The 13,792-nt window shown below is 58.6% G+C and carries 13 protein-coding genes; 8 read left to right on the top strand and 5 right to left on the bottom strand.

What is annotated here, in order from left to right:
* The first annotated feature begins 352 nt into the window (after nucleotides 1-352).
* Complete coding sequence (locus IT763_RS13405; RefSeq protein WP_206194773.1) at nucleotides 353-1,897, top strand: TerC family protein; 1,545 nt, start codon at nucleotides 353-355, stop codon at nucleotides 1,895-1,897.
* Nucleotides 1,898-1,913: 16 nt separating this feature from the next.
* On the opposite strand, the gene IT763_RS13400 is transcribed toward IT763_RS13405, so the two are convergent.
* The 4 genes from IT763_RS13400 to pabB all read right to left on the bottom strand — a co-directional run bounded on the left by IT763_RS13400 (nucleotide 1,914) and on the right by pabB (nucleotide 7,528).
* Entirely contained in the window at nucleotides 1,914-3,500 is a 1,587-nt protein-coding gene (locus IT763_RS13400; protein ID WP_049299168.1) for an EAL domain-containing protein, read from the bottom strand.
* 268 nt (nucleotides 3,501-3,768) lie between these two features.
* On the bottom strand, nucleotides 3,769-5,133 hold the full coding sequence (gene sdaA, locus IT763_RS13395; RefSeq protein ID WP_004927589.1) for an L-serine ammonia-lyase: 1,365 nt from the start codon (nucleotides 5,131-5,133) through the stop codon (nucleotides 3,769-3,771).
* A 446-nt stretch (nucleotides 5,134-5,579) separates the two neighbouring features.
* Nucleotides 5,580-6,158, bottom strand: a complete 579-nt coding sequence (locus IT763_RS13390; RefSeq protein WP_206194772.1) for a CoA pyrophosphatase — start codon at nucleotides 6,156-6,158, stop codon at nucleotides 5,580-5,582.
* Complete coding sequence (pabB, locus tag IT763_RS13385) at nucleotides 6,155-7,528, bottom strand: aminodeoxychorismate synthase component 1 (RefSeq protein ID WP_049299170.1); 1,374 nt, start codon at nucleotides 7,526-7,528, stop codon at nucleotides 6,155-6,157. The genes IT763_RS13390 and pabB overlap by 4 nt, the downstream gene beginning before the upstream one ends.
* Before the next feature lie 522 nt (nucleotides 7,529-8,050).
* Between pabB and IT763_RS13380 the strand changes: the two genes are divergently transcribed.
* Nucleotides 8,051-9,052 (top strand): glycosyltransferase, encoded by a 1,002-nt coding sequence (locus IT763_RS13380; RefSeq protein ID WP_028127489.1) that lies wholly within the window; start codon nucleotides 8,051-8,053, stop codon nucleotides 9,050-9,052.
* A 70-nt stretch (nucleotides 9,053-9,122) separates the two neighbouring features.
* On the top strand, nucleotides 9,123-9,362 hold the full coding sequence (locus IT763_RS13375; RefSeq protein WP_028127488.1) for a YoaH family protein: 240 nt from the start codon (nucleotides 9,123-9,125) through the stop codon (nucleotides 9,360-9,362).
* A gap of 34 nt (nucleotides 9,363-9,396) precedes the next feature.
* Here IT763_RS13375 and purT read toward each other — a convergent pair whose 3' ends face one another.
* The gene (gene purT / locus IT763_RS13370) at nucleotides 9,397-10,575 is read right to left on the bottom strand and encodes a formate-dependent phosphoribosylglycinamide formyltransferase (RefSeq protein ID WP_049299172.1); all 1,179 of its coding nucleotides are present in this window, start codon (nucleotides 10,573-10,575) and stop codon (nucleotides 9,397-9,399) included.
* 246 nt (nucleotides 10,576-10,821) lie between these two features.
* On the opposite strand from purT, the gene cspC reads away from it, so the two are divergent.
* The 5 genes from cspC (at nucleotide 10,822) to yebF (ending at nucleotide 13,751) form a co-directional block, all read left to right on the top strand.
* Nucleotides 10,822-11,031, top strand: a complete 210-nt coding sequence (gene cspC, locus IT763_RS13365) for a cold shock-like protein CspC (RefSeq protein WP_004927572.1) — start codon at nucleotides 10,822-10,824, stop codon at nucleotides 11,029-11,031.
* Between the two features lie 147 nt (nucleotides 11,032-11,178).
* The gene (gene dbpA, locus IT763_RS13360) at nucleotides 11,179-12,561 is read left to right on the top strand and encodes an ATP-dependent RNA helicase DbpA (protein ID WP_028127486.1); all 1,383 of its coding nucleotides are present in this window, start codon (nucleotides 11,179-11,181) and stop codon (nucleotides 12,559-12,561) included.
* A gap of 88 nt (nucleotides 12,562-12,649) precedes the next feature.
* Nucleotides 12,650-12,973, top strand: a complete 324-nt coding sequence (locus IT763_RS13355) for a YebG family protein (RefSeq protein WP_016927414.1) — start codon at nucleotides 12,650-12,652, stop codon at nucleotides 12,971-12,973.
* Between the two features lie 39 nt (nucleotides 12,974-13,012).
* Nucleotides 13,013-13,321, top strand: coding sequence for a N(4)-acetylcytidine aminohydrolase (yqfB, locus tag IT763_RS13350; RefSeq protein ID WP_004927562.1), 309 nt, complete (start codon nucleotides 13,013-13,015; stop codon nucleotides 13,319-13,321).
* Nucleotides 13,322-13,391: 70 nt separating this feature from the next.
* Nucleotides 13,392-13,751: a protein YebF gene (yebF, locus tag IT763_RS13345; protein ID WP_016927415.1), complete on the top strand. Its 360-nt coding sequence runs from the start codon at nucleotides 13,392-13,394 to the stop codon at nucleotides 13,749-13,751.
* Nucleotides 13,752-13,792 lie beyond the last annotated feature (41 nt).

Below are 13,792 nucleotides of genomic sequence, written 5' to 3'. Positions count from 1 at the left end.
GCTATTGAATGCTCGGAGAAATCTTAGCTGTCGCAGACGATATGGCGTGGCGTCACCCTAAACCGCCGTTGAAAAAGCCGCTTTGTCCCCCAGAAAAATCCTGATACAGTAATTTCCTCTTTCATCACTAAGGAGTGAAGGGCCTCAGCCCTCCCTATGGACTGTCACCGAAGTAACTGTTTTTCCAGGTTTCACCCGCCACCTGCTGGCGTTGCATATGCTGTTCGGCCCTTCGGCCATCTCCCGGTAATCCCATCCCGTCACTTTGCTATTGTCGACTGCGCCCATGCAGCGGCGGCATCGTCACGTTTGAGCGGCGTGCGCTCATTCCCACTTTTCTCTGGAGTCTGATATGGAATTTTTAATGGACCCCTCTATTTGGGCGGGGTTGCTTACGCTGGTGGTGCTGGAAATCGTGTTGGGCATCGACAACCTGGTGTTCATCGCCATTTTGGCCGACAAACTGCCGCCTAAGCAGCGCGATAAGGCGCGCGTCATCGGCCTGTCGCTGGCATTGCTGATGCGTTTGGGCCTGCTGTCGGTGATCTCCTGGATGGTAACCCTGACCACGCCGCTGTTCAGCGTCGGCGATTTCAGCTTCTCCGGCCGCGATCTTATCCTGCTGTTCGGCGGGGTATTCCTGCTGTTCAAGGCCACCATGGAGCTGCATGAACGGCTGGAAGGGCAGACGCACCAGGATGGCGCCAACCGCGGTTACGCCAAGTTCTGGGCGGTGGTGGTGCAAATCGTGATCCTTGACGCGGTGTTTTCGCTCGATGCGGTGATTACCGCCGTGGGCATGGTGAACGATCTGCCGGTGATGATGGCGGCGGTGGTGATCGCGATGGCGGTGATGCTGCTGGCGTCCAAACCGTTGACCAACTTCGTCAACGCGCACCCGACCATTGTGGTGCTGTGCCTGAGCTTCCTGTTGATGATCGGTCTGAGCCTGATCGCCGAAGGCTTCGGCTTGCATATTCCTAAAGGCTATCTGTACGCCGCGATCGGCTTCTCGATCCTGATTGAATTGTTCAATCAGATCGCGCGTCGCAACTTCATCAAGCATCAGGCGCGTCGCCCGATGCGCGAGCGCACCGCGGAAGCGATCATGCGCCTGATGGGGCAGCAGCGCGCGCAGCAGGCGGACGATGAGGTCGCCTTGCCGCGGGATGAAACCTTTGCGGCGGAAGAGCGTTATATGATCAGCGGCGTGCTGACGCTGGCCTCGCGCTCATTGCGCAGCGTGATGACGCCGCGCACGGATATCTCCTGGGTCGACTGCGAGCGCTCCCGTGAGGAGGTGCGCGCACAGTTGCTGGATACGCCGCACAGCCTGTTCCCGGTGTGTCGCGACTCTGTGGATGAGATCGTCGGCGTGGTACGCGCCAAGGATCTGCTGGTGGCGCTGGAGCAAGGGGAAGATATCGCCGAGTTTGCCGCGCGCACGCCGCCGATCGTGGTGCCGGAAACCATGGATGTCATCAAGCTGCTGGCGGTGCTGCGCCGCGCCAAAGGGCGCCTGGTGGTGGTCACCAACGAGTTCGGCGTGGTGCAGGGGCTGGTGACGCCGCTGGACGTGCTGGAAGCGATCGCCGGCGAGTTTCCGGACGAAGATGAAACGCCGGACATCGTGGCGGAAGGCGACGGCTGGCTGGTCAAGGGCGGGACCGACCTGCACTCGCTGGAACAGGCGCTGGCCTGTGACGACCTGGTCAGCCCAACCGCAGACTACGCCACTCTGGCGGGGCTGCTGTTAGCCCACTACGGCCAGATGCCGGTGGTGGAGGACACCATTGAACTGAACCACCTGCGCTTCGATATTGTCGAGGTCTCCGACTATCGCATCGAGTTGGTGCGTGTCACCCGCGCCGTCTTCGACGAACCGGCGCATTCGTAACCCACCCGCCGGAGGCTCAGGCCTCCGGCGGATGATCTTCCGCTTTCCTGACGCGCGATTCGTACTGCTGCAACCACAGCGGGAAAACGTGGATCGGCATCGGCTTGGCGAAATAATACCCCTGCAGGGCATTGACCTCGCGTGAGCGCAGATAGTCGGCCTGTTCCGCCGTTTCTACCCCCTCAGCCACCAGCTTCAGTTTCAGCCGCTGCGCCAGCGTAATGATGGTATCGGTCACCGTGGCGTTGACCGCGTCGGTGCCGATGGCCGCGGTAAACCCGCGGTCGATCTTTAACACGTCCGGGCTAAGGTTCTTCAGGTAGCTCAGCGAGCTGTGGCCGGTGCCGAAATCGTCGATGGCCAGCATGATCCCCATGTCTTTCAGCGTCCGGATCTGGTCATGCTGGATCGCCGACAGCGCGGTGCGCTCGGTCAGCTCCAGCATCAGTGACGGCATCGGATGCGCCGGCAGCCAAATCCGGCGGATATCGTCGATGATGTTGAGCGTTTTAAAGTGTTCGGCGGCGACGTTGATGCTGATGTAGAACGACGGTCGCGGCGGGAACAGCTGCAGATTTTCCGTCACGGTGTTCATCAGATAACGGGTCAGCGGAATGATCAGCTCATGCTGCTCGGCCAGCGGAATAAACACGTCGGGGGAGATCCACCCTTGACGCTTCTTTTTCCAGCGCAGCAGCATTTCGACGCCGGCGCAGCGCCCGGTGTCGCTATGAATGATGGGCTGGCAATAGACGCGGAACTCACGATGGGTGATGGCATGGCCGATGTGATAAGACAGGCTCATACGGTTAGCGGTGAGCAGATAGACCACATAGGCGGCCAACAGGCTGATCAGCAGCGCCAGCGGGATATGGCGCGGCAGTGCGGAAAGCGCCAGCATGCCGATCTGCGGGCCGAACAGCGAAATCGAGAACGGGTATAGCGCAGAGCCGGCGGTGTAGCGCAGATCGTTGGTCAGGGTGTCGCGGCTCAGGATTTCGCGTCGGCCGTATTCCAGGCTGCTGTCAGCCACGTTCAGCACCACGCGCTGAACGTAAGGCTCCTGCGGCTCGAGTAAAAAGTTGGACAACAGCTCGATATTAAACACGTGCAGCACGCCACTGGTTTTATCGCGTGGGGATGGCGTCCACATCACCAGCGTGGGCAGGCCTTTGCTCACCGCCAGCGAGGGGCGCAGCGCCAGCCTGGCGTTGCTGTTGACGAAGGTAGGCATGACCGCGGCCAGCTGATAATGACGGGAACCAAACAGGCTGGAGCAGTAAATAATGCCGTTTTTTACCAGCAACATGGCGCGTAGCGCCTGATTCTGCGCGGCGCGAAAGCGCAGGGTCGACGAAACGTTCTCGCAGGGCTGGTCCAGCATGTCCATGCTGCGCTCCGCCTGCAGCTGAGCCGGTGTCAGCAACTGGTTGAGCTTGCCGACGGTGCGGGTGGCCAATGTCTGTTGGCTCAGCTCGATACTTTTGACCTCTTGATAATAACGGGTATACAGCGATACCAACAGAATAGCCGCGCCCACCGCTCCGGCCAGCAGCCAACGGTAATAACGATATCGGGACGCGGCGAGGTGGGTCATCAACATCCGGTAAATCCTTGTTCGGTAATCCAGCCCCGAGTCACGGTCAGGTCATAGATCCTTAAGTTGCGCTCGGCTAATTCTAGCCTGAGGTTATACAAGATTGATGGTAACTCAGTAAATTATTTCGATTTGGCAAAACAGAAGGTCAATTTGCAGGCTAACCGCCGGATCGATGAGAGAAATGCAGGATTTTTTCTGGTGACATTGTCACAAAAAGCGGCCAATGAATTGATTACCCATAAAAAACCCCGCCGGATGGCGGGGTTGTCTGTCAGTCGCATTGCACCTTGATTGCCAGGCCGCCGCGTGACGTTTCGCGGTACTTGGCGTTCATGTCTTTGCCGGTTTCGTACATGGTCTCGATCACCTTATCCAGCGAAACGCGCGGCTCGCTGGTGCGGCGCAGGGCCATGCGGGCGGCGTTGATCGCCTTGACCGAGGCGATGGCGTTGCGCTCGATGCACGGCACCTGCACCTGGCCGGCGACCGGGTCACAGGTCAGACCCAGGTTGTGTTCCATGCCGATCTCCGCCGCCACACAGACCTGCTCAGGGCTGCCGCCCAGCAGTTCGGCCAGACCGGCCGCCGCCATGGAGCAGGCAACGCCGACTTCACCCTGGCAACCGACTTCGGCGCCGGAAATGGAGGCGTTCATCTTGTACAACGCGCCGATGGCGCCCGCCGCCATAAAGTAGCGGATGTAGATATCCGGGCTGACGGACTCGATGAAGTGATCGTAGTAAGCCAGCACCGCAGGCACGATGCCGCAGGCGCCGTTGGTCGGCGCAGTGACCACGCGGCCGCCGGCGGCGTTTTCTTCGTTAACCGCCAGCGCGAACATATTGACCCAGTCGATCACGTTCATCGGATCGCTGGACAGTTTGTCCGACGCCACCAGCATGCGGCGCAGCGCGGAGGCACGGCGCGGTACGCGCAGCGGCCCCGGCAGTACGCCTTCGGTGTTCAGACCGCGATCGATACAGGCGCGCATGGTTTGCCACACGTTGCCGAAGTAGGTCTCGATCTCTTGCTTGCTGTGCAGCGCCAGTTCGTTCTGCATCACCATGCCGGACAGCGACAGGCCGGTCTCGCGGCAGTGGTCGAGCATTTCGCGCGCGGAGTTGAACGGATATGGCATTTGCAGTTCTTGCTCGGCGGCCTTGCCGAAATTCTCCTCGTCGACGATGAAACCGCCGCCGATAGAGTAATAGGTTTTGCTGTACACTTCTTTATCGCCGGCGAAGGCGTGGATCTGCATGCCGTTTTCGTGCAGCGGCAGGTTGTCGCTGCGGAAGACCATGCCGCCGTCGCGAGGGAAATCGACTTCATGCAGGCCGTTGGCCAGCATCAGGCGTTGACGTTGTTCTACATCGCGAATAAAACCCGGAATGCTATCGATATCGACGGTGTCCGGCATGTTGCCGGCCAGGCCGAGAATGATGGCGATATCGGTATGGTGACCTTTGCCGGTCAATGAGAGTGAGCCGTAAACGTCTACGGCAACACGCGTGATAGAAGGCATCAGGCCTTTATTTACCAGATCGTCGACAAACTGTTTGCCGGCTTTCATCGGTCCAACCGTATGAGAGCTGGACGGGCCGATGCCGATCTTAAACATGTCGAAAACGCTAATCACGCTAAAACTCCTTAAAGAGACGTATTGTTATGGCTGCGGCGGTCAAAAACCGCGCAGGGAACAGCGATATTGTAAAAGGGCCGTGCGGGTTCAGCTGCCTTTTTCGCATGAAATTAAATAATCCTTGGTGTCGCTTTTTTTACTGATTACCCGGGGCGAACCCTTGTGCGGGGTATCCGCTTTCGCCCAAGCTCCATTAACGGTAATCGCGCCAGCTTTCCGTGCTGAACGCCGCCGGCTTAATCCCTGTTTCTACAGTGGTTTATCTCGGACGGTGGTATTTTACAGGTATTTCGTAAGGTTTAAGAGAGGGTTTACAGTTTTTTTAAAACCATTCAAACGGAACGGTAGTTGAAAAAGCGATCAAATGAAGTGATATCGATCGCTTTACCCGCCGCGGAGGCCGGCAACCGTGCCAGATTGCGAGTCAGATCACGTAATGCGGGCTAAATACTGACCTGTTGCGCCAGGCGCCGAATGATGGCGGCGGTCAGCCCCCAGATAAACTGGCTGTGATACCAGGAGAGGTAGATGCGGTGGGTATGGCCGGCGCGATGAATATCCAGCGGATAGTAACGCGACAGGGTCAGCGCTTCCCGCAGGGGCATCTCGAACACATCCGCCACTTCGCCTTCATTGGCGTGGAACTGCACGTCCGGCGGGATGAGGCCGACGATAGGGGTAACCTGAAATCCGGTGCTGCTGTCGAGCGGCGCCATTTGGCCGAGGACAGTCACCACTTGCGGCGGTATCGCCACTTCTTCCTGCGCTTCTCGCAGCGCCGTGACGATCGCCGATCCGTCTTCGGCGTCGGTTTTTCCGCCGGGGAAGGCCACTTGACCGGCATGTTTGCGCAGCGAGTCGGCACGGCGGGTCAACAGCAGCGTCGGCTCGGCGCGGCAGACGATCGGGATCAGCACCGCCGCCGGGCGCACATTGTGCGAAATCTGCGTCGCCTGCGGCAGCTGCAGTTGAAAGCGGCTGATAAAGGCGCGCAGTGAGGCCGGTGAGTTCGATGGGATCACGACAGGGCATACTCCCCTAGCTGCGGCAAAATGCGGCCAACCTTGTCGAAGGTCTCCTGGTATTCCGCCTGCTCCTGGCTGTCCGCCACGATGCCGCCGCCGGCGGAGCAGTGGATGCGACCGTTTTCGGTGACGAGCGTGCGAATGGTGATATTGGTGTCCATGGTGCCGCAGGCGCTCAGGTAACCGATGCTGCCGCAATAGGCGTTGCGGCGCTGCGGCTCCAGCTCTTCGATGATTTCCATCGCTCGCACCTTGGGCGCGCCGGTGATCGAACCGCCGGGGAAGCAGGCGCGCAGCAGTTCGGCCGCCGAGGTATGGTTTGGCAGGGTCGCGGTGATGGTGCTCACCAGGTGATGCACAGCGGGGAACGGCTCCACGGCGAACAGTTCCGGCACCCGTACGCTGCCTGGTTGGGCGACGCGGCCGATATCGTTGCGCAGCAGATCGACGATCATCAGATTTTCAGCGCGATCCTTGGGTGAATCGGCCAAACGGCGAGCCTGCGCGGCGTCCTGTTCCGCGTCCGCCAACCGCGGCAGCGTGCCCTTGATCGGGCGGGTTTGGATGCGTTGCTGCTCCAGCCACAGGAAGCGCTCGGGAGAGACGCTCAGTACGCTGTTGTGCGGCAAGCGCAGGAAGGCCGAGAATGGCGCGCGGTTGCAGGCGCTCAGGCGGCAGAACGCCTGCCATTCATCCCCCAGATAGTCGGCGGAGAACCGTTGTGCCAGATTAATTTGGTAACAGTCGCCGCTGCGCAGGTAGTGCTGAATACGTTGGAACTTCTCGCCGTATTGCCGCCGGCTCATATTGGCGCGCCAGTCGCTCAGCAGCGTGAAAGGGCGTTCTGTAGGCGCAGTTTGGCTATTGAGCCAGCGCCAGCGCTGCTCGACATCGCCATAGCTGAGCAGCGTCAGGGTTTGCAATTGGTGGTCGGCGATCACTGCCCAGTCATAAATGCCCACTGCCATATCCGGCAAGGCGAGGTCGGCTTCGGCCAACTGCGGCAGGGTTTCCACCCGGCGCCCGAGATCGTAGCCGAACAGCCCCAGAGCTCCGCCCTGAAACGGCAGGTCCGGATTAAACGCCGGCTGCCAGCCTTGCGCCGCCAGTTGCTGCTGCAGCAGGGAGAACGGATCTTCCTGCGACTGAATGGTGACGCTGTCACTTTCAATTGTCGTGCCGGCACCGTGGGTGGTGAGTGTAACGCGCGGTTGTGCGACCAGGATATCGAAACGGTTATGCGAATGGTCGGCGAAGCCCGAATGCAGCAGCATCGCCCAAGGTTGCGATGAAAGCGGGGCGAAAAGCGTCATCAGGGCACGGCGGCTGTAGGGCAAAGATTTTATGTTTGGGGCGGTTACGCTCATGAACGTCAATAAACCTGGCTGTGAGGACGGCGATATCTGGCGGCTAGTGTGCCATAGACGGTCACGTCATGCATGTTTTGCCATGCGCGACATGCAGAACAGTTCACATAAACGGCAGTTCAATAAACCTGAAATAAGGCATTTTTTGCGCCATTGATTATACTTCGATATGTTAAAAATTTAACATCAAATGCACTGGAAGCCTATTTATCGAGGGCGCAATACCCGAGAAATATAAAAAAAGATTCGTTAATTTCATAAATTTATTATTTCTGCTTGTTATTAGAAGCGGGAGGGATGTTGTTATGCCCGATTTTAGCCAACGTCGCCGCCCTTTGGAATTAATGGCTTAATTACTCAGCGCTTTTCTGGCGCTGGTTTGAGAAAGAAAGGCCGGTTCGGTCCCATTAGTCACCGCGGGAATTTGCAGGTTTCACGCCTATCCCAAGCGTACGCTGACCGAATGAGTCTTTTAGAAAAATAAAATTATTATTTTGTTACATTATCATTGAAGAGCTGACTATGTCGTTAATGCTGAGCGTGATCGTCCCGATGCACAATGCGGGGGAGTTATTGGAGCCTTTCCTGGCCTCGCTGCTGGCCCAGCGTGAGCAACGGTTGGAGGTGATCATCGTCAATGATGGTTCCACTGACGGTTCGGGAGAGATCGCACACCGTTACGCGGCGGTACATCCGCATATTCGTGTGATCGATCAGGCCAATGCCGGTGTTTCTAACGCGCGTAATGCCGGGCTTGCCGTTGCCCAAGGCAAATATGTGGCGTTTCCCGATGCCGACGACTTGCTGGCGCCGGAGATGTATTCCACGCTGCTGGAACAGGCGGAACAACATCAATTAGACGTGATGCAATGTAATGGCGAACGCTATTTTACCAGCCAAGATGAATTGCAGCTGATTTTTCCTGAGGCGCGTTTGCGCACCACCGACGTTATCACCGGCGTGCAGTGGTTTGAACGTGCGCTGAAATCGCGAAAGTTTATTCACGTTGTATGGCTGGCAATATATCGCCTCGACTTTATTCGCCAGCATCGGCTTTATTTCGAGCCGGGATTACATCACCAGGATATTCCCTGGACGACGGAAGTCATGTTTAATGCCAAACGGGTCAAATATTTAAGTACGCCGCTGTACCGTCAACGGGTGCACGACAAGTCGATCAGTAACCGTCGCCGCATCGGTAAGGCGAACGTGGAGTATCAACGCCACTATATGAAAATCGTCGAAATGCTGGAGCGGCTCAACCAGCGCTATGCGGGCACTGTCGCCATTCGTCCGGCTTTCCATTGGCAAATCACACGCGAAGCGCTGGGCATTTGCCACAGCATTCGTCGTGAGCCGGAACCGGCCGCTCAGAGTCAGATCACCGAAGAGTTCTATCAGCGCGGCATCGACAGAGCGATGTTCGCCAACGCGCGCGGCCTGAAGCAGGGGTGGCATGTCATGCTGTGGCGGCATCGCCTAAAGCAGTGGCGCAACGATAACGGCTGTTCGCAACCGGCCTGAGGCACCAGACGTTGGGATCCGCCGCGTTAGCGCGTATACTCCTTCTCCCTTTTGCCGGAGAGAACGACACATGCATGCAGGTATGCCATTACTGAATCACGCGGAGCAGCAGGAAGCGGCGGATCGCATCCATCAACTGATGGAGCAGGGCATGAGCAGCGGTGAGGCCATTGCTCGCGTTGCGCAGGAAATTCGCGAGAAGCATCAGGGCGCTCAGGTTGCGGTACTGTTCGATGATGAAGACGAGCAGCATGAGGCCGCACCGGAGGCGTCACAGGATGACGATGCTGAAGAAGACGAAGACTATTGACGTTATCGGGGCCGCGCAAGCGGCCCCGTGAGTATCAGCCGTTGACCGCCACGGCGGCGGCGGCTTGTTTCGCTTGCTCCACCGCCAGTTCCGTCGTGCTCGCCGTCGCCAGCGCCACGCCCAGGCGACGCTGCCCGGCGATCTCCGGTTTGCCGAACAGGCGCAGCTGGTTGTGCCCGCGCAGCGCATTTTCCAGGCTGCTGAAACGCACATCGCTGCTGGTGAGCTGCGGCAGGATCACCGCTGAAGCGGAAGGGCCGAACTGGCGGATGGCGCCAATCGGCAACCCGAGAAACGCGCGAACGTGCAGGGCGAACTCGGACAGATCCTGTGAGATCAACGTAACCATGCCGGTATCGTGCGGCCGCGGAGACACTTCGCTGAAGATCACGTCGTCGCCGCAGACGAACAGCTCGACGCCGAACAGTCCGAACCCGCCCAGGGCTTTCACCACCTTCTCCGCGATAGCCTGAGCACGGCTCAACGCCGTGGCTGACATGCGCTGCGGTTGCCAGGATTCGCGATAATCTCCGTCTTCCTGACGATGGCCGATCGGCTCGCAGAAATGTACGCCGTCCACGGCGCTGATGGTCAGCAACGTAATTTCAAAATCAAATCTTACCAACCCTTCGACGATCACCCGGCCGCCGCCGGCGCGTCCGCCCTGTTGCGCGTAATCCCAGGCGCTTTGCAGCTGCTCAGGCGTGCGGATCAGGCTTTGTCCTTTGCCGGAAGAACTCATCACCGGTTTGACGATGCACGGGTAGCCGATGTGTTCGACCGCTTGCCGGAAAGTCGCTTCGCTGTCGGCAAAGCGGTAGCTGGAGGTGGGCAGGCCAAGTTCTTCCGCCGCCAGACGGCGGATGCCTTCGCGGTTCATGGTCAGGCGCGTGGCTTCGGCGCAGGGCACCACGCGGTGGCCCTGACGTTCAAGTTCGACCAGCATGGCGGTGGCGATCGCTTCGATTTCGGGAACGATATAGTCCGGCCGCTCTTGTTCGATAACGGCTTTCAGCGCGTCACCGTCCAGCATATTGATGACGTGACTGCGGTGCGCCACATGCATGGCGGGGGCGTCGGCATAGCGATCGACGGCGATCACTTCCAGACCGAGGCGCTGGCATTCAATGGCGACTTCTTTACCCAGCTCCCCGGAGCCGAGCAACATGACGCGGGTGGCGGAAGGACGCAGGGCGGTTCCAATCGTTAACATAGTTTCGTACCTGGATCGGTGAAAGTAAGCGGATTGATGATCGGCGGGCAGTATATACGAAAACGATTGCGTTCACAGCCGCCACGCCAGGTTTGTTGCTAACTTACTGTTTTTATAACAAGCAGAAATATTTGCCCTGCCTGGGCGATTGTGCGTTAATAAGCGACGGCGAAAGAAGGCCTATATATAGCAAGGTTTTCGCGTCTCGTGCCGTCAAGGCAGGTTTATCAAGTAAAGGAAACACAAATGAGCAAGATCACTGGTCACGTTAAATGGTTCAACGAAAGCAAAGGCTTCGGCTTCATTACGCCTGCCGACGGTTCTAAAGACGTTTTCGTTCATTTTTCCGCTATCGTTAGCGATGGTTTCAAGACCCTGGCTGAAGGCCAGCAGGTTGAATTCTCCATCCAGGACAGCCAACGTGGCCCTGCCGCAGCCAACGTCGTTGCGATTTAACGACTGCGTTGCCAAGAAACCCGCCGCCGGCGGGTTTTTTTATGCCCGCAGCCCGTAACGCCGCCCATCTCTGTTATCATTTACCGCTGATTCGGCGCCAACCTGCGGGCGCGCCGCCATTCCATTCGTCATATAAGAGTTATCGCCGTGAGCACAGTTTCTTTTTCTTCCCTGCCGCTGCCAGCCGAACAGTTGGCCAACCTCAACGAACTGGGGTACGCCGAAATGACGCCGGTGCAGGCCGCCGCGTTGCCCGCTATCCTGCAAGGGCGAGACGTGCGCGCCAAGGCGAAAACCGGCAGCGGCAAAACGGCGGCATTTGGCATTGGCTTGCTGAATAACATCGTCGTTACTCAGGTTGCCACACAGGCGCTGGTGCTCTGTCCCACCCGCGAGTTGGCCGATCAGGTGAGCAAAGAGCTGCGTCGCTTGGCGCGTTTCACGCAAAACATCAAAATTCTGACGCTGTGTGGCGGCCAACCGATGGGGCCGCAGCTCGATTCGCTGGTGCATGCGCCGCACATCGTGGTGGGGACGCCGGGCCGTATCCAGGAACACCTGCGCAAGAAAACGCTGCAGCTGGACGAGCTGAAGGTGCTGGTGCTGGATGAGGCCGATCGCATGCTGGACATGGGGTTCGCCGACGACATCGACGATGTGATCAGCTATACGCCGCCGCAACGTCAGACGTTGCTGTTTTCCGCCACGTACCCGGCAGGCATCGAGCGCATCAGCGCGCGCGTTCAACGCCAGCCGCTAAGCGTCGAGGTGGACGATGGCGAAGCGCAGACCTCCATTGAACAACGCTTTTATGAGACTACGCGCGATCAGCGCCCAGCGCTGCTGGTGTCGGCCATTCGCTATCATCAACCTGCGTCTTGCGTGGTGTTCTGCAATACCAAACGCGACTGTCAGACGGTGCTTGAGGCCCTGGAGGCCCGCGGCATCAGCGCGCTGGCGCTGCATGGCGATCTGGAACAGCGCGACCGCGACCAGGTGTTGGTGCGTTTCGCCAACCGCAGTTGCCGGGTATTGGTGGCGACCGACGTCGCCGCACGCGGGCTGGATATTAAAGAGCTGGAGCTGGTGGTCAACTACGAACTGGCGTTCGATCCCGAAGTGCATGTGCACCGTATCGGCCGCACCGGCCGCGCCGGCATGAGCGGGCTGGCGATCAGCCTGTGCACGCCGCAGGAAATGGCGCGTGCGCACGCGATTGAAGACTATCTGCAGATGAGCGTCGACTGGTCGCCGGTGTCCGAGCTGAGCGGGGCGGCCAACGGCTCGCTGGAGGCGGAAATGGTGACGCTGTGCATCGACGGCGGCCGCAAGGCGAAGATTCGTCCCGGCGATATCCTTGGCGCGCTGACCGGCGACGCCGGGCTGACGGCGGCGGAAGTGGGCAAGATAGACATGTTCCCGGTGCATGCCTACGTCGCGATCCGCAAAGCCAGCGCGCGCAAGGCGCTGCAACAGTTGCAGCAGGGCAAAATCAAAGGCAAAAGCTGCAAGGTGCGGCTGCTGAAATAAGCCGAAGGCGGGCAGCGGTTTGCCTTCCCGCCACGATCTATTTATACTGTATATAATTACAGTAATTTGAGTGTTTGAGGACGCACGCATGGCGGTTGAAGTTAAATATGTGGTGGTGAGAAACGGTGAGGAAAAAATGACTTTCGCGAGCAAGAAAGAAGCCGACGCCTACGACAAAATGCTGGATCTGGCGGACAACCTTGGGGAGTGGCTGCTGCAGGCGCCGCTGAACCTGGATGACGAACAGCGCGAAGGGCTGAGCTTCTTCCTGGCGGAAAATAAAGATGCGCTGGGTCTGATTCTGCGCGGCGCATCGCCGGCGGAAACCCTCAAGAAACCGGCGGAAAGCAAAGCGAAAAAAGCGGCCTCTAACCCAAAAGAGGGATCTGCGTCAGAAAAGCAGGCGGCATAATGACTTATGTTGCGGTGTTGTGATGAAAAAGGATCTAAAATGAGCCGTGAAATAACTTTCTTCAGCCGCTTTGAGCAAGACATTCTGGCCGGGCGCAAAACCATCACCATTCGGGATGCCAGTGAGTCGCACTTCGAACCGGGCGAGGTATTGCGCGTCAGTCGCAATGAGGACGGCGTATTTTTCTGCTTTATCGAAGTGCTGTCGGTAACGCCGGTGCGCCTGGATGCGCTGACCGAACGCCACGCGCAGCAGGAGAACATGTCGCTCGGCGAACTGAAGCAGGTGATCAAGGAAATCTATCCGGGCCTGGATGCGCTGTTTGTCATTGAGTTCGTCAAACGGTAACCCTTTGCCGACGCCCTGTTGTGAGCCAGGGATGGGCGCCCGGATAGCGCTAATCACAACGGGAGGACATATGAAAAAAACGGGTTTGGCTATCGCCTTGTTGGCCATGATGGGAGCATCGACGGCGGTGTGGGCGCAGGATCACGAACAGCGCGCCGCCAAGGTAGGCCAGTGTGCGGGTCTGCAACCGGCGGATATCGCCGCCCAGGTCAAGCGCGACTTCTTGCAGAACCGCATTACGCGCTGGGAGTCGGACAAAAAGCTGCTGGGCACCGCAACGCCGATCGCCTGGGTTAGCCCGGATGCCATCAGCGGCAAGGATCAGATATGGCAGGTGCCGTTGACGGTGCGTGGCACCAAGGCAGATAAAACCTACAACGTGACGCTCAACTGCAACACCGGTGAAATCGCCTACAGCGCCCCGCAGTAACGCTTTCCCGGCAATAAAAAGCCCGCCGAGCGGCGGGCTTG

It is taken from the genome of Serratia sp. CMO1, from assembly GCF_015689115.1.
GTDB lineage: Bacteria > Pseudomonadota > Gammaproteobacteria > Enterobacterales > Enterobacteriaceae > Serratia > Serratia marcescens.
Note: the sequence above shows the minus strand (reverse complement) of the source record. Positions and strands in the feature narration are given on the sequence as shown.